Annotated in this window: 19 protein-coding genes and 1 pseudogene; 4 read left to right on the top strand and 16 right to left on the bottom strand. The window is 60.2% G+C overall.

Annotated features, from left to right (window positions below; all coding sequences use genetic code 11):
* The first annotated feature begins 54 nt into the window (after window positions 1–54).
* From LOY52_RS16395 to LOY52_RS16385, 3 genes are read left to right on the top strand one after another with little or no spacing between them, the layout of a single operon-like run.
* On the top strand, window positions 55–1,458 hold the full coding sequence (locus tag LOY52_RS16395; RefSeq protein ID WP_258679885.1) for a cytochrome ubiquinol oxidase subunit I: 1,404 nt from the start codon (window positions 55–57) through the stop codon (window positions 1,456–1,458).
* A gap of 3 nt (window positions 1,459–1,461) precedes the next feature.
* Entirely contained in the window at window positions 1,462–2,478 is a 1,017-nt protein-coding gene (gene cydB / locus LOY52_RS16390) for a cytochrome d ubiquinol oxidase subunit II (protein WP_258675041.1), read from the top strand.
* Window positions 2,465–2,620, top strand: a complete 156-nt coding sequence (locus LOY52_RS16385; RefSeq protein ID WP_258675040.1) for a DUF2474 domain-containing protein — start codon at window positions 2,465–2,467, stop codon at window positions 2,618–2,620. The genes cydB and LOY52_RS16385 overlap by 14 nt, the downstream gene beginning before the upstream one ends.
* A 184-nt stretch (window positions 2,621–2,804) precedes the next feature.
* Here the strand turns inward: LOY52_RS16385 and LOY52_RS16380 are convergent, their stop codons facing one another.
* From LOY52_RS16380 to LOY52_RS16370, 3 genes and pseudogenes are all read right to left on the bottom strand, one after another.
* Complete coding sequence (locus LOY52_RS16380) at window positions 2,805–4,130, bottom strand: OprD family porin (protein WP_258675039.1); 1,326 nt, start codon at window positions 4,128–4,130, stop codon at window positions 2,805–2,807.
* 173 nt (window positions 4,131–4,303) lie between these two features.
* Window positions 4,304–4,591, bottom strand: coding sequence for a DNA-binding transcriptional regulator (locus tag LOY52_RS16375; RefSeq protein ID WP_258679884.1), 288 nt, complete (start codon window positions 4,589–4,591; stop codon window positions 4,304–4,306).
* Window positions 4,592–4,612: 21 nt separating this feature from the next.
* Window positions 4,613–4,957: pseudogene (locus LOY52_RS16370) on the bottom strand (toxin); the annotation flags it as partial.
* Window positions 4,958–5,327: 370 nt separating this feature from the next.
* Here LOY52_RS16370 and LOY52_RS16365 point away from each other — a divergent pair.
* Window positions 5,328–5,792 carry a GNAT family N-acetyltransferase gene (locus LOY52_RS16365; RefSeq protein ID WP_258675038.1) on the top strand — a complete coding sequence of 155 codons (465 nt, stop codon included), beginning with the start codon at window positions 5,328–5,330 and terminating at the stop codon, window positions 5,790–5,792.
* Between the two features lie 144 nt (window positions 5,793–5,936).
* Here LOY52_RS16365 and nuoN read toward each other — a convergent pair whose 3' ends face one another.
* From nuoN to LOY52_RS16300, 13 genes are all read right to left on the bottom strand, one after another.
* Window positions 5,937–7,400, bottom strand: coding sequence for an NADH-quinone oxidoreductase subunit NuoN (nuoN, locus tag LOY52_RS16360; protein WP_258675037.1), 1,464 nt, complete (start codon window positions 7,398–7,400; stop codon window positions 5,937–5,939).
* A 7-nt stretch (window positions 7,401–7,407) separates the two neighbouring features.
* Window positions 7,408–8,940: an NADH-quinone oxidoreductase subunit M gene (gene nuoM, locus LOY52_RS16355; protein ID WP_027614661.1), complete on the bottom strand. Its 1,533-nt coding sequence runs from the start codon at window positions 8,938–8,940 to the stop codon at window positions 7,408–7,410.
* 39 nt (window positions 8,941–8,979) lie between these two features.
* On the bottom strand, window positions 8,980–10,833 hold the full coding sequence (gene nuoL, locus LOY52_RS16350; protein ID WP_007964862.1) for an NADH-quinone oxidoreductase subunit L: 1,854 nt from the start codon (window positions 10,831–10,833) through the stop codon (window positions 8,980–8,982).
* A complete protein-coding gene (gene nuoK, locus LOY52_RS16345; protein WP_003180046.1) occupies window positions 10,830–11,138 on the bottom strand; it encodes an NADH-quinone oxidoreductase subunit NuoK in 309 nt (102 codons plus the stop codon). The genes nuoL and nuoK overlap by 4 nt, the downstream gene beginning before the upstream one ends.
* Before the next feature lie 3 nt (window positions 11,139–11,141).
* Entirely contained in the window at window positions 11,142–11,642 is a 501-nt protein-coding gene (gene nuoJ / locus LOY52_RS16340) for an NADH-quinone oxidoreductase subunit J (RefSeq protein WP_003223793.1), read from the bottom strand.
* Between the two features lie 9 nt (window positions 11,643–11,651).
* The gene (gene nuoI / locus LOY52_RS16335; protein ID WP_003223795.1) at window positions 11,652–12,200 is read right to left on the bottom strand and encodes an NADH-quinone oxidoreductase subunit NuoI; all 549 of its coding nucleotides are present in this window, start codon (window positions 12,198–12,200) and stop codon (window positions 11,652–11,654) included.
* Window positions 12,201–12,211: 11 nt separating this feature from the next.
* Window positions 12,212–13,219, bottom strand: coding sequence for an NADH-quinone oxidoreductase subunit NuoH (gene nuoH, locus LOY52_RS16330; protein ID WP_007964859.1), 1,008 nt, complete (start codon window positions 13,217–13,219; stop codon window positions 12,212–12,214).
* On the bottom strand, window positions 13,216–15,930 hold the full coding sequence (gene nuoG, locus LOY52_RS16325; RefSeq protein ID WP_258675036.1) for an NADH-quinone oxidoreductase subunit NuoG: 2,715 nt from the start codon (window positions 15,928–15,930) through the stop codon (window positions 13,216–13,218). The genes nuoH and nuoG overlap by 4 nt, the downstream gene beginning before the upstream one ends.
* Window positions 15,931–16,066: 136 nt before the next feature.
* The gene (gene nuoF, locus LOY52_RS16320; RefSeq protein ID WP_041073222.1) at window positions 16,067–17,422 is read right to left on the bottom strand and encodes an NADH-quinone oxidoreductase subunit NuoF; all 1,356 of its coding nucleotides are present in this window, start codon (window positions 17,420–17,422) and stop codon (window positions 16,067–16,069) included.
* Window positions 17,419–17,916, bottom strand: coding sequence for an NADH-quinone oxidoreductase subunit NuoE (gene nuoE / locus LOY52_RS16315; protein WP_003223804.1), 498 nt, complete (start codon window positions 17,914–17,916; stop codon window positions 17,419–17,421). Before nuoE ends, nuoF begins: the two co-directional genes overlap by 4 nt.
* A gap of 2 nt (window positions 17,917–17,918) precedes the next feature.
* Window positions 17,919–19,703 (bottom strand): NADH-quinone oxidoreductase subunit C/D, encoded by a 1,785-nt coding sequence (gene nuoC, locus LOY52_RS16310; protein ID WP_003223807.1) that lies wholly within the window; start codon window positions 19,701–19,703, stop codon window positions 17,919–17,921.
* Between the two features lie 69 nt (window positions 19,704–19,772).
* Window positions 19,773–20,447, bottom strand: coding sequence for an NADH-quinone oxidoreductase subunit B family protein (locus LOY52_RS16305; RefSeq protein ID WP_003223809.1), 675 nt, complete (start codon window positions 20,445–20,447; stop codon window positions 19,773–19,775).
* A 10-nt stretch (window positions 20,448–20,457) separates the two neighbouring features.
* The gene (locus LOY52_RS16300; protein ID WP_003223812.1) at window positions 20,458–20,871 is read right to left on the bottom strand and encodes an NADH-quinone oxidoreductase subunit A; all 414 of its coding nucleotides are present in this window, start codon (window positions 20,869–20,871) and stop codon (window positions 20,458–20,460) included.
* Between the last annotated feature and the right edge of the window lie 156 nt (window positions 20,872–21,027).

Genomic DNA, 21,027 nt, shown 5'->3' with positions numbered 1-21,027 from the left:
TGGCGGTGGCCCGGCGACGTGCTGCCGCTGTTCAGCCTGGATGAGGACATCATCATGCTCAACCTGGAGGCACTGGACCTGGCGCGAATTCAATTCGCGTTCACGGTTTCGTTCCACATTATCTTCCCGGCGATCACCATCGGCCTGGCGAGTTTCCTCGCGGTACTCGAAGGCCTGTGGCTGAAAACCCGTGACGACACTTACCGCGATCTCTACCACTTCTGGTCGAAGATCTTTGCTGTCAATTTCGGCATGGGCGTGGTCTCGGGGCTGGTCATGGCGTACCAGTTCGGCACTAACTGGAGCGGGTTTTCCGACTTCGCCGGGAGCATCACCGGGCCGTTGCTGACCTATGAGGTGCTGACGGCGTTCTTCCTTGAGGCGGGTTTCCTCGGGGTCATGCTGTTCGGCTGGAACCGCGTCGGCCGTGGCTTGCACTTCTTTGCCACGGTGATGGTTGCCATCGGCACGTTGATTTCAACGTTCTGGATTCTCGCGTCCAACAGCTGGATGCAGACGCCGCAGGGCTTTGAAATCGTCGACGGGCGGGTGATGCCGCTGGACTGGCTGGCGATCGTGTTCAACCCGTCGTTCCCGTTCCGTCTGGCGCACATGGCGATCGCCGCGTTCGTCGCCACGGCCTTCTTCGTTGGCTCGTCGGCGGCGTGGCATTTGCTGCGCGGCAACAATACCGCGCCGGTGCGCAGGATGTTTTCCATGGCGTTGTGGATGGCGCTGATCGTGGCGCCGATTCAGGCGGTGGTCGGTGACGCCCATGGCTTGAACACCCTGGAGCATCAACCGGCAAAAATCGCCGCCATCGAAGGCCACTGGGAAAACGCCGACAACGGCCCGACGCCGCTGGTGCTGTTCGGCATCCCCGACATGCAGGCGGAGAAGACCAAGTACGCGCTGGAAATCCCGTACCTCGGCAGCCTGATCCTGACCCACAGCCTCGACAAGCAGATCCCGGCGCTCAAGAGCTTCCCGAAAGAGGACCGGCCGAACTCGACCATCATCTTCTGGAGCTTCCGCGTGATGGCCGGGCTGGGCATGTTGATGATCCTCGTCGGTGTGCTCGGTCTGGCCCTGCGCCGTGGCGGCAAGCTCTATCAGCATCGCGGCTTCCAGCGTCTGGTGTTGCTGATGGGGCCGAGCGGGTTGATCGCGTTACTGGCCGGCTGGATCACCACCGAAGTCGGGCGTCAGCCGTGGGTGGTTTACGGTTTGATGCGCACCCATGACGCCGCGTCGCACCACTCGGTGGCGCAGATGAGCACCTCGCTGCTGCTGTTCGTGGTGATCTACTGCTCGGTGTTCACCGTGGGCATCGGCTACATGATGAAACTGGTGCGCAAGGGCCCGCAGCCGCATCACGAACATCCGCCGGAGGGCGATCAGTTGCAGACCCCGCGCCGGCCCATTTCGGCGGCTACCGCCCCGATGAAGGAGCATTGAGTCATGGGAATTCAAGGTATCGATCTCTCGTTGATCTGGGGTGTGATCATCGCCTTCGGAGTGATGATGTACGTGATCATGGACGGCTTCGATCTGGGCCTGGGGATCCTGTTTCCGCTGATCCCCGATGAGCAGGAGCGCGACGTGATGATGAATACTGTCGCCCCGGTGTGGGACGGCAACGAAACCTGGCTGGTGCTCGGTGGTGCGGCGTTGTATGGCGCGTTTCCACTGGCCTACGGGGTGATCCTGGAGGCGTTGTACCTGCCGCTGATCCTGATGCTCTGCGGGCTGATTTTCCGTGGCGTGGCGTTCGAGTTTCGCTTCAAGTCGTCGCCGCAAAAGCGTCATTGGTGGGACAAGGCGTTTATCGGTGGTTCGCTGCTGGCGACGTTTTCCCAGGGTGTGGTGATTGGCGCGTATGTGTCAGGAATTCCCGTGGTGAATCGGCAGTTTGCCGGTGGCGGCCTGGACTGGCTGGCGCCGTTCCCGCTGGTGTGTGGCGTCGGTCTGGTGGTGGCGTATGCGCTGCTGGGCAGCACCTGGCTGCTGGTCAAGACCGAAGGCATGCTCGAGTCGCGGATGCGTCTGTTCACCCGGCCGCTGGCGTGGTTGCTGACGGCGATGGTGGTGGTGATTGGCACGTGGACACTGAAGTTGCACCCCGAATTGGGCACTCGCTGGTCGACCAGCGGACACCTGATGGTATTTGTCGGGTTGATGGCGCTGGCGCTGCTGGCGTTGTTCGGGCTGTTGCGCACCTTGCGTCAGCGTCATACCCACTGGCCGTTCGTGTTCACTCTGGTGTTGATGCTGCTCGGTTACATCGGTCTGGCGCTGAGCATCTGGCCAAACATCATCCCGCCATCGGTGAGCCTGTGGGCGGCGGCGTCCCCGCCCTCGAGCCAGTTGTTCGCTTTGATCGGCGCACTGTTCATCCTGCCGGTGATCCTGATGTACACCTTTTGGAGCTACTACGTATTCCGCGGAAAAGTGAGGATTGGCGATGGCTACCATTGATTCGCGTGAGGTCAAATCCTCCTGCTGGTACAAGCGTCTGGGCTGGTTGTTGCTGATCTGGTTCGGCAGCGTGGTATCGCTCGGAGTGGTGGCGAGTGTGCTGAAACTGGCGATGTATGCAGCGGGAATGAGGACCCACTGACCTGAAAAACCGGAGCCTTGGCTCCGGTTTTTTTTTGCCCACCATTCTCGAAACGTTGATCAAACCTGTGGCAACGGCGTGATATCGGCAGAAATAAAAAAGGCGTCCCGGGGGACGCCAAAAAATTCACCTCTGACCAAAGGAGCAAGGAGCTTCTAAAGGTGAACGGTATTGCTCGGGAAACTCAGAGAATCGCCAGCGGGTATTCGACGATCACCCGCACTTCATCCAGGTCGGACTCGAACGCCGTGGCGCGGGTGGTGGCCTGGCGCAAGCGCAGCGACAGGTCTTTCATCGAGCCGCTCTGCACCACGTATTTGGCTTCGATGTCACGCTCCCAGCGCTTCTGGTCGGTCAGTGGATTGCCCTCGGCATCGCGGCGCATATACACGGCGTTGGCGTTGGAATAGTCGGCGTCAGTGCCGCGCGCGTAACGGGTCATGAATGACAGGCCCGGCACACCGTAAGGGGTCATGTCGAGGTCGTAACGCACCATCCACGAACGTTCTTTCGGCGAGTTGAAGTCGCTGTACTGGATCGAGTTGTCGAGGAAGATCGAGTCCGACTGGCGCAGGTAATCGAAGTCGTCGTTGCCGTTGTTGCGCTGGTGGGAGAGGGCAACGGAGTGCGCGCCGAGCTTCACGCCGACGCGGCCGCTCCAGATATTGTTGTCGAATTGGCCAAGCAGTTGTTTGCCTTCGTCGACGGCCTTGTAATAGTTCAGACCCCCGAACAGCGACAGCTCGTCCGACAGTGGATAGGTCCAGGCGGTGCCGGCGTAATACTGGTTCCAGGCGTCCTTGAGGCGACTGGAATACAGGCTGAAACTGAGGTTTTTATTCAGCACATAATCGCCGCCGCCATAAGCGATCCACGGCGAATAGACTGGACCTGCGTAGAACGTGGCGAAATTTTCGCGCATGTCGCTGGACACCGGCTGGCTCATCGCATGCAGGCGTCCGCCCTGAATCGACAGGCCGTCGATGCTGGTGTTGGTCGCCGTCACGCCGCGAAAGCTCTCCGGCAACAAGCGCGAATCACCGGCCGCCACCACCGGGTTGGCCGGGAACACATCACCGACCTTGACCACCGTATCGAAGGCCTGCACTTTTGCGGCGCCACCGATCTTGGTGTATTCATCCCGCGCCTGGCCGTCACGGTTGACCGGCAGCACATCGAACGAACTGCGCCCGCCGTTGCGTCCGTCACCGGTGTCGAGTTTCAAGCCGAGCAGGGCAAACGCATCGACACCGACCCCAACGGTGCCTTGAGTGAAACCGGATTCGAACTTGCTGATCACTGCATGCGCCCAGGCTTCGGAATAACCGTTGCCGGTGGGGCTGGACTGGCCGTTGCGATGATCACGATTGAAGTAGAAGTTGCGGTTGAGCACCGTCAGGCTACTGCCTTCGACAAAGCCCTCAGGCTTGTCTTCTGCAAACACCATGGACGGCCCTGAGCCGACCACCACCGCTAAAGCGGCCATCGACATTTTTGTATTGTTAACCATCAAACACTCCTTGGGTTCGGCAGAACGGGAACGTGCGTCGGCTTGGTTTTATTGTTCGGCGGGGCAGGGCCCGTCGGCATTGGTCGCCGGGTCACATCGTTGCAAGCTGCGGATAACGCCAAGGTGATGGGGGAATTACAATTTCGTCATGTAATGGTTTGTGCCAAGTGGGTTCAGTTCAAGGCTGCGAGTTGTTCGATGGTTTGTGGAAATCGCTCGACCAGACGGATCAGGGTCGTGGCCTGAGCATTGGGCATTGCTCGTCCTTGCTCCCAGTTTTCGAGCGTTCGCGTGTTGGTGCGCAGGTACATGGCGAACACTGACCTCGAGAGGTTGAGCTGTTGGCGGATGGCTACCACTTCCTCGGCTGTGATGGGCATCAGTTTCGGTAACTGAACCTTGTGTGTGCGCAGCGTGATTTTGCCTTGGCGCTCTTCTGCCAGAGCTTCGAGGCCATCCATCAATTCGGAAAAAATGTCACGTTCATAGTGGGATCTCGTGTTGATTTCTTTATCCAGAGTTTGTTTGAACAGCTTTTTCTGAGCCGGCGAGAGATCGGTGTACTCGTCTTTGCCGTACACAGTGAACAGCCAGAATTGGTTGAAACCTGACCACCCGTAGTAAATCACCCGTAATCCGCTTCGCTTGCCCTTGCCTCGTCGCTGATCACAGAAGCGAATCTTGCGCAGCCCACCTGTACCCTCGATCAGATCGCCCGCTTCGGGGTTTTTCAGCAACTCCAGTTGAAAGCTCCGAAATAGATCGTCGTCCAGATAATCGTCTCGGTATTTCTGAAACATACGTAATTCGACAAAAAGAGCATCCATGTTCTGTACGTTACCTACGTATAGTGTTGTCTCGATAATCGAATCGGTCAAGGCCTCCAAGCCCTCCTTTTCGTCCCTTTTTGAACGGTAGACTCCGGTCGTAAAAACACCTGTAGGACGAATCGGCGAGTGTGGTGAGAACGTTCGATTGAGTAGAGAGGAGACTTCACAATTGACGTGTCGGAACAATCCACAGCACTATCCCCCCATGAATGCCCGACTTCGAATGACCATGATGTGCTCCTCCATGACCGTTTCCGGCGGGCCATGAGGTCATACGTGTTTGTCATTTGACGTGTTACCCCAAGCCCCGCCAGCCATGGACGGGGCTTTTTCATGCTCCGTCCGCACATACCTCATGGAGAGAGAAATGTTCGACATCAGAAGAGCCACCCCGGACGATGCGCAGATCGCGTTCGACATTCGGCGATTGGCCATCCGGCATCAATGCGTCGGTGCTTACAGCCAGCAGCAAATGCTCGACTGGACCAAAGGCGCGGCCGAAGACGGCTACGACACGCTGATGGCAAAACACTTTTATCTGGGCTGCATTGAGGGTGAGGCTGTAGCGACCGGCATGCTTGATCTGGATTACCGTGAAATCGGCGCGATCTTCATTCGCCCGGACTTCATGCTGCGTGGGCTGGGCAAGCGTGTTCTGTTCTTTCTCGAAGATTTGGCGCGCGATCTCGGGCTGACCGAGGTGTGTCTGGACGCGACGTTGAATGCGGTCGACTTTTATCGGCGCTGTGGTTATGTCGGGGAGGGGAGTGCGGTTTATCAATCACCTTCGGGTCTGCAACTGGCGTGCGTGCCGATGGTGAAGAGGTTGTAAAGATCAAAAGATCGCAGCCTTCGGCAGCTCCTACACAATTCCCCTGTAGGAGCTGCCGCAGGCTGCGATCTTTTGACGTTAATTCCCACAAAAACAAAAACGGCACCCGAAGGTGCCGTTTCCGTTTCCAGCCAGCCGAAGCAATCAGCCCGCCAGACCCGCCTGCTGAACCAGCGTCAGCAGTGGCTGCGGGTACACACCGAGGAAGAACGCGACCACGGCGATGGCCAGCAGCATCACGCCGCCTGCCTTCTGTTCCCAGTGCAGCTGGGCGTCGTGGCGACGCAGGTTCGGTTCGATCAGGTACAGGGTGACCATCACGCGCAGGTAGTAGAAGACGCCGATGGCGCTACCCAGTACCAGCGAACCGACCAACCACCATTGGTGCGACTCGACACCGGTGGCGATGATGTAGAACTTGCCGATGAAGCCGGCAGTCAGCGGGATACCGGCCAGGGACAGCATCATCACGGTCAGTACCGCGGTCAGGTACGGACGGCGCCAGAACAGGCCGCGGTACTCGTACAGCGCGTCGGCGTCACGGCCGTTGTACGGCGAGGACATCAGGGTGATCACGCCGAAGGCGCCAAGGCTGGTGATCACGTAGGTGACCAGGTACACGCCGATGGCTTCCACCGCCAGACCCTTGCTCGCCACCAAAGCGATCAGCAGGTAGCCGAAGTGCGCGATGGACGAGTAACCGAGCAGACGCTTGAGGTTGCTCTGGGTCAGGGCCAGCAGGTTACCGAACAGGATCGAGGCGACGGCGATCACGCTCAGTACGTCGCTCAGCACGCCACTGCTCGCGGCAGGGGAGATCTGGAACAGACGCACCATCACCGCGAACACCGCAACCTTCGACGCCGTGGCGAGGAACGCGGCGACCGGCGCCGGAGCACCTTCGTACACGTCCGGCGTCCACAGGTGGAACGGTACCAGCGACAGCTTGAATGCCAGACCGATCAGCATCATGCCCAGACCCAATTGAGCCAGCGAGCTCGGCAGGTTGGTGGTAGCCAGTGCCTGACCGATACCGTTGAAGCTCAGGGTGCCGGCGTCAGCGTAGAGCAGGGCCATACCGAACAACAGGAACGCGGAACCGGCGGCCGACAGCACCATGTACTTGATACCGGCTTCCAGCGAACGCTTGTTGAAAAAGGCATAAGCCACCAGACCGTAGACCGGCACCGATAGCAGTTCCAGACCGATGAACAAGCCGGCCAGGTGCTGCGCGCTGACCAGAACCAGACCGCCGGCGGCGGCCATCAGGATCAGCAGGTACAGTTCTTCACGGTTGCCCGGGTAACCCGAACCGCCATCGCCGAGGTAGGCGTGGGCGAGGGTCACACAGGCGAGGGTGGCGACCAGGATCAGCGCCATGTACAGGCAGGCGAAGGTGTCGACTTGCAGCAACGGGGTCACGGCCAGAGGCGCGACTTTCAGGGCTGGCAGGATCGACAGCAAGGCCAGGTTCAGACCGGCGACCGAGATCAGGAAGGTCTGCGAGTGGTTGCGGCGCCAGGCGATTGCCAGCATCACCACGATAATGGTGAGGCTGGTGATCAACAGTGGCGCAAGCGCAATAAAGTGTTGAATCGTGAATTCCATAGCGCTCTTACCGGGCCGAAGCGAGTTGAGTGAAGGCGGTGCCGAGCCACTGCTGCACGCCATGCATCGTGGCGGCGGAAGTGTCGAGGAACGGTTGCGGGTAGACGCCGAGGTAAATCAGCAGCGCCGCAAGGCCCAGCACCATGGTCAGTTCGCGACCGTCCATGCCGTGCAGGATCGAATCCGATTTCGACGGACCGAAGTAGGCACGGTGGATCATGATCAGCGAGTAGACCGAACCGAACACCAGACCGGAAGTGGCAATCGCGGTGATCCATGGCGCACTGGCGAACGTACCGATCAGGATCAGGAACTCGCCGACGAAGTTACCGGTACCCGGCAGACCCAGCGAAGCGGCGGCGAAGAACAGGCTGATCGCCGGCAGGTAAGCGATACGCGACCACAGACCGCCCATCTCACGCATGTCACGGGTGTGCAGACGCTCGTACAGCTGACCGCTGAGGATAAACAGTGCCGCGGCCGACAGACCGTGCGCCAGCATCTGGATCACTGCACCTTGCAGCGCCAGTTGGCTGCCGGAGTAGATGCCGATCAACACGAAGCCCATGTGGGAAACGGACGAGAAGGCGATCAGACGCTTGATGTCGGTTTGCGCGAACGCGAGGAACGCACCGTAGAAGATCCCGATCAGACCGAGGGTCATGGCGATCGGCGCGAACTCGGCCGAAGCATTCGGGAACAGCGGCAGGGCGAAACGCAGCAGACCGTAGGCCGCGGTTTTCAGCAGGATACCGGCGAGGTCGACGGAACCGGCAGTCGGCGCCTGGGCGTGGGCATCAGGCAGCCACGAGTGGAACGGCACCACGGGCAGCTTGACCGCGAAGGCGATGAAGAAGCCGAGCATCAGAATGTACTCGGTGGTCATCGACATCTTGGTCTTCAACAGGTCGGCGTAGTTGAAGGTAATCACGCCGGTGTTGTTGAAGTTGACCAGCACCAGACCGAGGATCGCCACCAGCATGATCAGGCCGGAAGCCTGAGTGAAGATGAAGAACTTGGTCGCCGCGTAGATCCGGGTTTTCTTGCCGTCCGAAGAACTGTGACCCCAGAGCGCGATGAGGAAGTACATCGGCACCAGCATCATTTCCCAGAAGAAGAAGAACATGAACAGGTCGAGGGCGAGGAACACGCCGACAACGCCGCCCAGGATCCACATCAGGTTCAGGTGGAAGAAGCCAACGTGACGTTGAATCTCTTTCCACGAGCAGAGTACCGAGAGGATACCCAGCAGGCCGGTCAGCAGGATCATCAACAGCGACAGGCCGTCGAGGGCCAGGTGCACGTTGATGCCGAAGCGCTGGATCCAGACGTGCTTGAACTCAAGCGCCCAAGTCGGATCGGCGCCAGGCGCCGGAGCAAATGAATAGTCACCGTGGGCCCACAGCCAGAGGCCGAGGGCGAGTTCCAGGGTCATGGTCAACAGCGCAATCCAGCGGGGGAGGGTAGCGCCGAAGCGCTCACCCATCCAGCACAGCAGGCCGCCGATGAAGGGGATCAGGATTAGCCAAGGCAGAATCATGACGGGCTCGTTTCCTTTCGCAAATTCGCAAGGTTCATATCAGACCGCTACCAGCACGATGGCGCCGATTACCAGCACGGCACCAGCAGCCATCGAGGCGGCATACCAACGCAGTTGACCGGTCTCGGTGCGGCTCAGGGCGGTGTGACCGCCTTTGGCCATACGCGGGATCAGACCGATGGTCTGGTCGAGCGGGTCTCTGCGCAGTACATGGCTGATCGCAAGGTACGGCTTGACGAACAGTTTGTCGTAGATCCAGTCGAAGCCCCAGGCAGCGAACCACCAGGCCGAAAGGAAACGGCCGATGCCGCTGTTGGCGATCGCCGTCACGAAGCGACGCTTGCCGAGGAACAGCAGGGCCGCCAGCAGGATACCGGCCAGAGCGATGGCGCCCGAGGCGATTTCCAGACTGTGCTTGGCTTCGCCACCGGCATGGCCAACGCTTTCAGGCAGTACGCCATGCAGTGGCGGCACGATCATGGCGCCGACGAAAGTCGACAGCACGATCAGTACCGACAGAGGCAGCCAGTGCGAGATGCCGTGGCCGGCGTGGGCTTCGGTCTTGGCTTCACCGTGGAACGTGATGAAGATCAGGCGGAAGGTGTACAGCGAAGTCATGAACGCGCCGACCAGACCGGCGTAAAGCAGACCGTGGTTGCCGCTGGCGAACGCTTCCCAAAGGATTTCGTCCTTGGAGTAGAAGCCTGCGGTGACCAATGGCAGGGCGGCCAGTGCAGCACCACCGACGATGAAGCTGGCGTAGGCCAGTGGCAGCTTTTTCCACAGACCGCCCATCTTGAAGATGTTCTGCTCGTGGTGGCAGGCAACGATCACCGCACCGGAAGCAAGGAACAGCAGGGCCTTGAAGAAGGCGTGGGTCATCAGGTGGAAAATCGCGCCATCCCAGGCACCAACGCCCAGCGCCAGGAACATGTAGCCGATCTGGCTCATGGTCGAGTAGGCGAGGATACGTTTGATGTCGGTCTGCACCAGTGCGGCGAAACCTGCGAGAACCAGCGTCACACCACCGACGATGCCGACCAGGTGCAGGATTTCCGGCGCCAGGGTGAACAGACCGTGGGTACGGGCGATCAGGTAGACACCGGCAGTTACCATGGTTGCAGCGTGGATCAGTGCCGACACCGGGGTCGGGCCAGCCATCGCGTCCGCGAGCCAGGTTTGCAGCGGCAGTTGCGCCGATTTACCGACCGCACCACCCAGCAGCATCAGGGTCGCCAGGGTGATCCAGAAGTCGCCGACCTGGAATTTCTGCGGTGCCAGCACCAGCAGTTCCTGGATGTTCAGCGTGCCCACTTGCTGGAACAGAATGAACAGGCCGATGGCCATGAACACGTCGCCGATCCGGGTCACGATGAAGGCCTTGAGTGCGGCGTTACCGTTGTTGCGGTTGCTGTAGTAGAAACCGATCAACAGGTACGAGCACAGGCCCACGCCTTCCCAGCCGAAGTACAGGAACAACAGGTTATCGCCGAGTACCAGGAACAGCATGCTGGCGATAAACAGGTTGGTGTACGAGAAGAAGCGCGAGTAACCCGCTTCGCCGCGCATGTACCAGGACGCGAACAGGTGGATCAGGAAACCGACACCCACCACCACGCCAAGCATGGTGATCGACAGGCCATCGATGTAGAGGGCGAAGTCAGGCTTGAAGCCTTCGACCGCCATCCACTTCCACAGCACCAGGGTGTAGTGACCGCCCTCGGGAGGCGCGACGTTGAATTGCCAGATGACGTAGGCGGCGACAATCGCCGACAAGCCAATGGAACCCACGCCGATCAGCGCCGAGAGGTTTTCCGACCAGCGTCCACGGGAGAACGACAGCAGCAGGAAACCGATCAGAGGGAATACAAAAGTCAGAAAGATTAGGTTCATCCGCGCATCTCACTGGCAGCGTCGATATCGAGCGTGTGGAAGCGGCGATACAGTTGCAGCAGGATCGCCAGGCCAATACTGGCCTCGGCGGCTGCCAGGCTGATCACCAGGATGAACATGATCTGTCCATCCGGTTGCGCCCAGCGGGCGCCCGCAACGATGAAGGCCAGGGCAGAGGCGTTCATCATCACTTCCAGACTCATCAACACGAACAAAATGTTGCGGCGGACCATCAGGCCGACCAGACCAAGGCAGAACAGGATGCCGGCAACGGCCAATCCATGCTCGAGAGGGATAGCAGGCATGTCTTACTCCTTCGCCTCGTTACGGCCCAAATGGAACGCCGTGACGGCTGCGGCGAGCAGCAGCATCGAGGCGAGTTCGACCACCAGCAGATACGGACCGAACAGGCTGACGCCCACGGCTTTTGCATCGACGGTGGTGTGGCCGATGGCCTGACCGCTCTGGTGAGCGAACAGCACATACAGCAGTTCGGCCAGCAGCAGGGCGGCGAGAATCACCGGCCCTGCCCAGATGCCGGGCTTGAGCCAGGTGCGTTCCTGTTGAACCGAGGCCGGGCCCAGGTTCAGCATCATCACCACGAACACGAACAGCACCATGATGGCGCCGGCGTAGGCGATCACTTCCAGCACACCGGCGAACGGCGCGCCGAGTGCGAAGAAGGTCATGGCCACGGCGATCAACGAGATGATCAGGTAGAGCAGGGCGTGCACAGGGTTGGTGTTGGTGACCACACGTAGCGTGGACACAACCGCGATACCCGATGCGAAATAGAAAGCGAATTCCATCGTTCTTCCTTAAGGCAGCAAGCTCTTCACGTTGATCGGTTCGGCTTCGTTCTGCGCAGAGCCTTTCGGCTTGCCAGCGATTGCCATACCCGCAACACGATAGAAGTTGTAATCAGGGTTTTTGCCGGGGCCGGAGATCAAAAGATCTTCTTTCTCGTACACCAGGTCCTGACGTTTGAACTCGGCCATCTCGAAATCCGGAGTCAGCTGGATTGCGGTGGTCGGACAGGCTTCCTCGCAGAGACCGCAGAAAATGCAGCGCGAGAAGTTGATACGGAAGAAGTCCGGGTACCAGCGACCGTCTTCGGTTTCAGCTTTCTGCAGCGAGATGCAACCTACCGGGCAAGCCACGGCGCACAGGTTGCAGGCTACGCAACGCTCTTCGCCATCGGGGTCACGGGTCAGGACGATGCGACCACGGTAGCGTGGCGGCAGGTAGACTGGCTCTTCCGGGTATTGCAGGGTGTCGCGCTTGCGGAAGCCATGGCCGAAGACCATGACCAGGCTGCGCAACTGGGTACCGGTACCCTTAACGATGTCGCCAATATATTTGAACATGGGTCAAATCCTCACTGAACCGCAACCGCAGGTGTGTTCCACAACACAACCGCAGCGGTTATCAGCAAATTGATCAGGGTCAGTGGCAGGCAGAATTTCCAGCTGAAATCCATCACCTGGTCATAACGCGGACGCGGGATGGAAGCGCGCAGCAGGATGAACAGCATGATGAAGAACGCGGTCTTCAGTGCGAACCAGACGAAGGACAGTTGCGGCAGGATGCCGAACGGACCGTGCCAGCCACCGAAGAACAGGGTGACCAGCAGCGCCGAGATCAGGATGATGCCGATGTATTCACCGACGAAGAACATGCCCCATTTCATACCGGCGTATTCAATGTGGTAACCGTCGGCCAGTTCCTGTTCCGCTTCCGGCTGGTCGAACGGGTGACGGTGAGTCACGGCGACGCCAGCGATGAAGAAGGTACAGAAGCCGAAGAACTGCGGAATGATGAACCACAGGTTCTGCGCCTGGTACTCGACGATGTCGCGCATGTTGAACGAGCCGACCTGCACCACGATGCCCATCAGGGCCAGGCCCATGAACACTTCGTAGGACACGGTCTGCGCCGAAGCACGCAAGCTGCCGAGCAGAGCGAACTTGTTGTTGCTCGACCAGCCGGCGAACAGCACCGCGTAGACCGACAGACCGGCCATGGCGAAGAAGAACAGCAGGCCGATGTTCAGATCCGCCACGCCCCAGGTCGGGGTGATCGGGATGATCGCGAAGGCGATCAGCAGGGCGGACATGGCGACCACCGGTGCCAGGGTGAAGATCACCTTGTCGGCAAACGGCGGGGTCCAGTCTTCCTTGAAGAACATCTTCAGCATGTCGGCGGCGATCTGGAACATGCCGAACGGGCCAACGCGGTTCGGACCGTAACGGTCCTGCCACCAGCCCAGCAGGCGACGTTCGACAAAGCTGAGCAACGCGCCTGCGACCACAACGGCCAGCAGGATCACGATGGCTTTGATGACCGTCAGGATCACATCGATCACTTCAGGGGTGAACCAGGTCATTGCGCTGCCTCCTGCAGACCGTCGACGGACAGGCCGGCGAATGCCGGTGGAATGCCGGCGATGCCCGCAGGCAAGGCCACCAGACCAGCGCCCAGTTCTTCATTGATGCGCAGCGGCAGACGCAGGGTCTGGCCGGCCACGTTCAGGCTCAGCAGAGCACCGTCGTTGACGCCCAGGCGATCCGCTTCGGATTTGGCCAGCGCCACGTACGGAGCCGGGATGCGTTCCTGTACCGGTGCGGCTTTCGACGAGTTTTCGTCGCTGCCGAACAGGTGGTAGAACGGCACGGCCTGCCAGGTACCCGGTGCCGGGTTGAACGCACGCGGAGCAGCAGCGAACCAGTTCAGCGAATCACCGGTGCTTTCGATCAGGCGGGTTCCCGGGTCGCCAGCACGCAGGTGACCACCGACTTCGTCCTGGAACTTGTTCCAGGCTTGCGGCGAGTTCCAGCCCGGCGACCAGGCGAACGGCACTTGCTGACGCGGTTCGGCCGAACCCGAGTAACCTTCCATGGAGAAGGCGAACGCGGTGTCTTTGTCTTGCGGGGTACGCGGTTCGTGAACGCTGATGTCGGCGCGCATCGCGGTGCGACCGGAATAACGCAGCGGCTCACGCGCCAGTTTCAGACCCTTGATGCGGAACGCGGCAGACGGCGCGGCATCAACGATACGCGCCAGTTGCTCGGTGCTCGATGCCACAGCAGCGGTGACGTGGTCGAGTTGCGTCCAGTCGATCGGCTGGTTCAGCAGGGTCGAGCGCAGGGCGTGCAGCCAGCGCCAGCCTTCATGAACCAGGATGCTCGCATCCATGTATTGCGGATCGAAAACCTGGAAGAAGCGCTGGGCGCGACCTTCCTGGCTGACCAGCGTACCGTCGCCTTCAGCGAAGCTCGCCGCTGGCAGCACCAGTTGCGCGCGGTCGGTGGTGGCGGTCTTCTGGTGGTCGGCAACGATCACTACTTTCGCAGCGTTCAGCGCGGCATCGACCTTGGCTTTCGAAGTACGGGTGTACAGATCGTTTTCCAGCACGACGATGGCGTCGGCCTTGCCGTCGATCACGGCTTGCAGCGCCGCGTCGACCGATTCGCCCCCGAGCATGGCCAGGCCAAGGCTGTTGGCTTCCGGCACGATCAGGCTGATCGAACCGTTCTTCTCGCGCAGCTTCAGGGCTTTGGCGATGTTCGCCGCCGCTTCGATCAAGGCTTTGGAACCCAGCGAAGTACCGGCGATGATCAGCGGACGTTTGGCCGCGAGCAGGGCGTCGGCGATGCGCTTGGCCAGTTCCAGAGCTTCCGCGTCCAGACCTTCAACGGCAGGGGCGCTGGCGTCCAGCGCGTGAGCCACGGCGAAACCGATGCGCGCCAGATCGTCCGGGGCTGCGTGTACGCACTCTTCGGCGATGTCGTCGAGCTTGGTTTCGGCCAGGCTGGCGATGAACAGCGGGTTCAGTTCGTGCTGACCGATGTTCTTCACCGCAGCGTCGAGCCACGGCTGAACGCGCATGGCTTCGGCCATGTCTTCAGCTTTGCCTTTGACCGACTGACGCAGGGACAGCGCCATACGGGCGGCGGTCTGGGTCAGGTCTTCACCGAGGACGAAGATCGCGTCGTGGTCTTCGATGTCGCGCATGTTCGGCACGGGCAACGGGCTGTCTTTGAGCACTTGCAGGACCAGACGGATGCGCTCCAGTTCGGAGGCTTCGATACCGGAGTAGAAGTGCTCGGCGCCGACCAGTTCGCGCAACGCGTAGTTGCTTTCGAGGCTGGCGCGTGGCGAACCGATGCCGACGATGTTGCGACCGCGCAGCAGATCAGCGGCTTTATCCAGCGCAGCGTCGACGCTCAGCTTGCTGCCGTCGGCCAGCAGTGGCTGACGTGGACGGTCGGTGCGGTTGACGTAGCCATAACCGAAACGGCCACGGTCGCACAGGAAGTACTGGTTCACCGAACCGTTGAAACGGTTTTCGATGCGACGCAGTTCGCCGTAACGTTCGCCCGGGGAGATGTTGCAACCGCTGGAGCAGCCATGGCAGATGCTCGGCGAGAACTGCATGTCCCATTTGCGGTTGTAGCGCTCGGAGTGAGTCTTGTCGGTGAACACACCGGTCGGGCAGACCTCGGTGAGGTTGCCGGAGAACTCGCTTTCGAGGGTGCCGTCTTCAACGCGACCGAAGTACACGTTGTCGTGGGCGCCGAACACACCGAGGTCGGTGCCGCCGGCATAATCCTTGTAGAAACGCACGCAACGGTAGCAGGCGATGCAGCGGTTCATTTCGTGGGAAATGAACGGGCCGAGTTGCTGGTTCTGGTGGGTGCGTTTGGTGAAGCGATAACGGCGCTCGTTGTGGCCGGTCATCACCGTCATGTCTTGCAGGTGGCAGTGACCGCCTTCTTCGCACACCGGGCAGTCGTGCGGGTGGTTGGTCATCAGCCATTCGACAACACTGGCGCGGAACGCCTTGGATTCTTCATCGTCGATGGAGATCCAGGTGTTGTCGGTGGCAGGGGTCATGCAGGACATGACGATGCGACCACGGGTGTCGTTCTCGTCGGTGTACTGCTTGACCGCGCACTGGCGGCAGGCCCCGACGCTACCAAGCGCGGGGTGCCAGCAGAAATAAGGGATGTCGAGGCCCAGCGACAGACATGCCTGTAACAGGTTGTCTGCCCCGTCGACTTCGAGCGCTTTGCCGTCTACGTGGATAGTGGCCATGGTTCAAAGGTCTTCGTTGGCCCGGTGTCAGCGGGCGTGGCTAATGGAATCTTGTTATCCGTCCGAATCCAGTCAGCCCCGAAAGGCGTCATCGGACGAAAGGCGAAGGGCACGGACCCTTCGCCTTTTTAAGCGTTTACGCGCCGATTACGATCGGCCTTGCCAGAGGCGGGACGGCGGCGCTTGCAGGCGCGATACCGGCTTCGAACTCTGGACGGAAGTATTTGATGGCGCTGCCCAACGGCTCCACGGCACCCGGTGCGTGAGCACAGAAGGTCTTGCCTGGGCCGAGGAAACCGACCAGACCCAGCAGGGTCTCGATGTCGCCTGGCTGACCGCGGCCTTCTTCGATGGCCATCAAGAGCTTGACGCTCCATGGCAGGCCATCACGGCACGGGGTGCAGAAGCCGCAGGATTCGCGAGCGAAGAACTGCTCCATGTTGCGCAGCAAGGAGACCATGTTGACGCTGTCGTCCACTGCCATCGCCAGGCCGGTACCCATCCGGGTGCCCACTTTGGCGATGCCGCCGGCATACATCTGTGCGTCGAGGTGTTCCGGCAACAGGAAACCGGTACCGGCGCCACCTGGCTGCCAGGCCTTGAGCTTGTAACCGTCGCGCATGCCGCCGGCGTAGTCTTCGAACAGTTCGCGACCGGTGACGCCGAATGGCAGCTCCCACAGGCCAGGGTTCTTGACCTTGCCGGAGAAGCCCATGAGCTTGGTGCCCATGTCTTCGCTGCCTTCGCGGGCCAACGATTTGTACCAGTCAACGCCGTCGGCAATGATCGCCGGCACGTTGCACAGGGTTTCGACGTTGTTCACGCAGGTCGGCTTGCCCCACACGCCAACGGCGGCAGGGAAGGGCGGCTTGGAGCGCGGGTTGGCGCGGCGGCCTTCGAGGGAGTTGATCAGCGCGGTTTCTTCACCGCAGATGTAACGCCCGGCGCCGGTGTGGACGAACAGCTCGAAATCGAAGCCGCTGCCCAGAATGTTCTTGCCCAGCAGACCTGCCGCCTTGGCTTCTTCCACGGCACGGTTGAGGTGCTTGGCGGCGGTGGTGTACTCGCCACGCAGGAAGATGTAGCCACGGTAGGTTTTCAGTGCGCGGGCACTGATCAGCATGCCTTCGATCAGCAGATGGGGCAGTTGCTCCATCAGCATGCGGTCTTTCCAGGTGTTCGGCTCCATTTCATCCGCGTTGCACAGCAGGTAGCGGATGTTGATGGATTCGTCCTTGGGCATCAGGCCCCACTTCACGCCAGTGGGGAAGCCTGCACCGCCGCGACCTTTGAGGCCGGCGTCTTTCACGGTCTGGACGATGTCGTCCTGAGCCATGTCGGCGAAGGCTTTGCGCGCAGCGGCGTAACCGTTCTTGGCCTGGTATTCGTCGAGCCACACGGCTTCGCCGTCGTCACGCAGACGCCAGGTCAGCGGGTGAGTCTCGGCCGAACGCTTGATGCGGTTGGCAGGACCGAAAGATGTCAGGGTCATACGTAGCCCTCGAGCAGTTTGGCCACGCCGGCAGGCTGCACGTCGCCAAAGGTGTCGTCGTCGATCATCAGCGCCGGTGCCTTGTCGCAGTTGCCGAGGCAGCAGACAGGCAGCAGGGTGAAACGACCGTCGGCGGTGGTCTGACCCAGGCCGATGCCCAGATTGTTCTGGATTTCGCTGACCACCGACTCGTGGCCGCCGATGTAGCAGACCATGCTGTCGCAGACGCGGATGATGTGACGGCCGACCGGCTGACGGAAGATCTGGCTATAGAACGTCGCCACGCCTTCAACGTCGCTGGCCGGGATGCCGAGGATCTCGCCGATCGCGTACAGGGCGCCATCCGGCACCCAGCCGCGTTCCTTCTGAACGATCTTCAGGGCTTCGATCGACGCCGCGCGCGGGTCTTCGTAGTGATGCAGCTCGTGCTCGATGGCCGAGCGCTCGGTTTCACTCAAAGTGAAACGGTCTGTCTGGATAAGCGTGCTGTTCATGCTTAGCGGTCCACGTCGGCCATAACGAAGTCGATACTACCCAGGTACGCAATCAAGTCCGCGACCATGCTGCCTTTGATCACCGAAGGGATCTGTTGCAGGTGCGGGAAGCTCGGAGTACGGATCCGGGTACGGTAGCTCATGGTGCCGCCGTCGCTCGTCAGGTAATAACTGTTGATGCCCTTGGTCGCTTCGATCATCTGGAAGGATTCGTTGGCCGGCATGACAGGGCCCCACGAAACTTGCAGGAAGTGCGTGATCAGGGTTTCGATGTGCTGCAGCGTGCGCTCTTTCGGCGGCGGCGTGGTCAGCGGGTGATCCGCCTTGTACGGGCCTTCCGGCATGTTGCGCATGCACTGGTCGATGATCTTGATGCTCTGGCGCATCTCTTCGACGCGGACCATGCAGCGATCGTAGGCATCGCCATTGGCGGCCAGCGGTACTTCGAATTCGAAGTTCTCGTAGCCGGAGTATGGACGCGCTTTACGCAGGTCGAAGTCGCAACCGGTCGAACGCAGGCCGGCACCGGTGACGCCCCATTCCAGGGCTTCTTTGGTGTTGTACTGGGCAACGCCGATGGTCCGACCCTTGAGGATGCTGTTCTGCAGGGCAGCCTTGGTGTACTCGTCGAGGCGCTTCGGCAGCCACTCAACGAAGTCTTTCACCAGTTTGTCCCAGCCGCGCGGCAAGTCGTGGGCAACGCCACCGATGCGGTACCAGGCCGGGTGCAGGCGGAAACCGGTGATGGCTTCGATCACCGTGTACGCCTTCTGGCGGTCGGTGAAGGTGAAGAACACCGGGGTCATGGCGCCGACGTCCTGGATGTAGGTCCCCAGGAACAGCAGGTGGCTGGTGATCCGGAAGAACTCGGCCATCATGATGCGGATGACGTCGACCTTCTCGGGTACCTTGATGCCGGCCAGCTTCTCGACCGAGAGCACGTACGGCAGGTTGTTCATCACGCCGCCGAGGTAGTCGATACGGTCGGTGTACGGGATGAAACTGTGCCAGGACTGACGCTCGGCCATTTTTTCGGCACCACGGTGGTGGTAACCGATGTCCGGAACGCAGTCGACGATCTCTTCACCGTCCAGCTGCAGAATGATGCGGAACGCACCGTGCGCCGAAGGGTGGTTCGGGCCCAGGTTGAGGAACATGTAGTCCTCGTTGGCACCGGAACGCTTCATGCCCCAGTCTTCAGGACGGAAGCGCGCAGCTTCTTCCTCAAGCTGCTGCTTGGCGAGGTTGAGGCTGAACGGATCGAATTCGGTGGCGCGCGCCGGGAAGTCCTTGCGCAGCGGGTGACCTTCCCAGGTCGGCGGCATCATGATGCGCGACAGGTGCGGGTGGCCTTTGAAGTCGATGCCGAACATGTCCCAGACTTCACGCTCGTACCAGTTGGCGTTCGGCCAGATGCTGGTGACGGTCGGCAAGCTCAGGTCGCTTTCGGACAAGGCGACTTTGATCATCACGTCACTATTACGCTCAAGCGACATGAGGTGATAGAACACGGTGAAGTCGGCGCCCGATGGCAGCCCTTGGCGCTTGGTGCGCAGACGCTCGTCCACGCCGTGCAGGTCATAGAGCATGACGTACGGCTTGGGCAGGTTACGCAGGAAGGTCAGGACTTCGACGAGTCTGGCGCGGGCCACCCACAGCACCGGCATGCCGGTGCGGGTCGACTGAGCGGTGAACGCTTCGGCGCCAAAACGGTTGTTCAATTCGACGACCACATCCTGGTCGTCTGCCTTATAAGGCGGGATGTACAGAGCGCTGCCTGTAGTCATGGTTATTTTTTCGCTTTCGGTCAACGTAAAGAATGAAGCCAGCTTCTCGTTTCTTTGAAACAGACTGGATCAGACTTCGTCAGGGCTGCGCAGGTTGGTGACTGCGATTCGCTGTTCGCGGCGCTGTTCCTTTTGCGAAGGCATGTCGGCGCGATAAACGCCTTGGTCGCCAACGACCCAGGAAAGCGGACGACGCTCCTGTCCGATCGATTCCTGCAACAGCATCAAGCCTTGCAGGAATGCTTCCGGACGAGGCGGGCAGCCAGGTACGTAGACGTCCACGGGCAGGAACTTGTCCACCCCTTGAACCACGGAGTAGATGTCGTACATGCCACCGGAGTTGGCGCACGAACCCATGGAGATAACCCACTTCGGCTCGAGCATCTGCTCGTAGAGACGCTGAATGATCGGCGCCATCTTGATGAAGCAGGTACCGGCGATAACCATGAAGTCGGCCTGACGCGGTGATGCCCGGATAACTTCGGCGCCAAAGCGCGCGATGTCGTGGGGCGCCGTGAAGGCGGTGGTCATTTCCACATAGCAGCACGAAAGGCCGAAGTTGTACGGCCACAGGGAGTTTTTACGCCCCCAGTTGACCGCGCCACTCAGCACGTCTTCGAGCTTGCCCATGAAAATGTTTTTGTGGACTTGATCCTCTAACGGATCGGAAACGGTTTCCCGTTCGCCGATCGGATACTGCTCGTTAGGAGCATCGGGGTCGATTCTGGTGAGATTGTATTGCATTGCCAAAGCCTCATTGTTTCAGCTTCGCCTGCCGCTTGCGACGAGCTTCCGGAGCCCAGTCAAGGGCGCCCACTCGGAACAGGTAGACAAGACCTGCCAACAGAATTGCTATGAAAACGAGAGCTTCGACGAATCCGGTCCAGCCGCTTTCGCGGACGGACACAGACCATGCAAAGAGAAAGAGGGCTTCGATATCGAAGATCACGAACAGCATCGCGACCAGATAGAATTTGGCTGAGAGCCGCAAGCGGGCGCCACCTGTAGGTAACATGCCGGACTCGAACGGTTCGTTTTTGCTGCGGCCCCAGGCTTTTGACCCGAGGAGGCTGGAGACGCCAAGCATGAAGGCACACAGGCCGACGACACCCAGAAGGAAAATGGCAAAGCCCCAGTTGTGGGCCATGAGTCCTGTCGCTTCGGGCATGCTGGTAATCCTTAACAGAGAGCAAAGGTCTCTGAGCTTGATAAAGAAATAGGCAGTGACGATATGTCGCAGCAATCAATCGCGCTGATTTTATGGCTAAACACCCGGCAAGTAAAATTCCTATAGCGAAATTATTTATTGGAATAAGGACATAGC

The sequence above is a fragment of the Pseudomonas sp. B21-051 genome (assembly GCF_024748795.1).
Lineage (GTDB): Bacteria > Pseudomonadota > Gammaproteobacteria > Pseudomonadales > Pseudomonadaceae > Aquipseudomonas > Aquipseudomonas putida_A.
This window is presented reverse-complemented; position numbering and strand designations above follow the sequence as displayed.

What these genes read in the sequence shown, in the direction of transcription:
- LOY52_RS16395 (WP_258679885.1), top strand. Translation starts at nt 55, where the DNA reads ATGCTCAACCTGGAGGCACTGGACCTGGCGCGAATTCAATTCGCGTTC.
- cydB (WP_258675041.1), top strand. Translation starts at nt 1,462, where the DNA reads ATGGGAATTCAAGGTATCGATCTCTCGTTGATCTGGGGTGTGATCATC.
- LOY52_RS16385 (WP_258675040.1), top strand. Translation starts at nt 2,465, where the DNA reads ATGGCTACCATTGATTCGCGTGAGGTCAAATCCTCCTGCTGGTACAAG.
- LOY52_RS16380 (WP_258675039.1), bottom strand. Translation starts at nt 4,130, where the DNA reads ATGGTTAACAATACAAAAATGTCGATGGCCGCTTTAGCGGTGGTGGTC.
- LOY52_RS16375 (WP_258679884.1), bottom strand. Translation starts at nt 4,591, where the DNA reads ATGGATGGCCTCGAAGCTCTGGCAGAAGAGCGCCAAGGCAAAATCACG.
- LOY52_RS16365 (WP_258675038.1), top strand. Translation starts at nt 5,328, where the DNA reads ATGTTCGACATCAGAAGAGCCACCCCGGACGATGCGCAGATCGCGTTC.
- nuoN (WP_258675037.1), bottom strand. Translation starts at nt 7,400, where the DNA reads ATGGAATTCACGATTCAACACTTTATTGCGCTTGCGCCACTGTTGATC.
- nuoM (WP_027614661.1), bottom strand. Translation starts at nt 8,940, where the DNA reads ATGATTCTGCCTTGGCTAATCCTGATCCCCTTCATCGGCGGCCTGCTG.
- nuoL (WP_007964862.1), bottom strand. Translation starts at nt 10,833, where the DNA reads ATGAACCTAATCTTTCTGACTTTTGTATTCCCTCTGATCGGTTTCCTG.
- nuoK (WP_003180046.1), bottom strand. Translation starts at nt 11,138, where the DNA reads ATGCCTGCTATCCCTCTCGAGCATGGATTGGCCGTTGCCGGCATCCTG.
- nuoJ (WP_003223793.1), bottom strand. Translation starts at nt 11,642, where the DNA reads ATGGAATTCGCTTTCTATTTCGCATCGGGTATCGCGGTTGTGTCCACG.
- nuoI (WP_003223795.1), bottom strand. Translation starts at nt 12,200, where the DNA reads ATGTTCAAATATATTGGCGACATCGTTAAGGGTACCGGTACCCAGTTG.
- nuoH (WP_007964859.1), bottom strand. Translation starts at nt 13,219, where the DNA reads ATGACCTGGTTCACCCCTGAAGTGATCGATGTGATCCTGACGGTCATC.
- nuoG (WP_258675036.1), bottom strand. Translation starts at nt 15,930, where the DNA reads ATGGCCACTATCCACGTAGACGGCAAAGCGCTCGAAGTCGACGGGGCA.
- nuoF (WP_041073222.1), bottom strand. Translation starts at nt 17,422, where the DNA reads ATGACCCTGACATCTTTCGGTCCTGCCAACCGCATCAAGCGTTCGGCC.
- nuoE (WP_003223804.1), bottom strand. Translation starts at nt 17,916, where the DNA reads ATGAACAGCACGCTTATCCAGACAGACCGTTTCACTTTGAGTGAAACC.
- nuoC (WP_003223807.1), bottom strand. Translation starts at nt 19,703, where the DNA reads ATGACTACAGGCAGCGCTCTGTACATCCCGCCTTATAAGGCAGACGAC.
- LOY52_RS16305 (WP_003223809.1), bottom strand. Translation starts at nt 20,447, where the DNA reads ATGCAATACAATCTCACCAGAATCGACCCCGATGCTCCTAACGAGCAG.
- LOY52_RS16300 (WP_003223812.1), bottom strand. Translation starts at nt 20,871, where the DNA reads ATGCCCGAAGCGACAGGACTCATGGCCCACAACTGGGGCTTTGCCATT.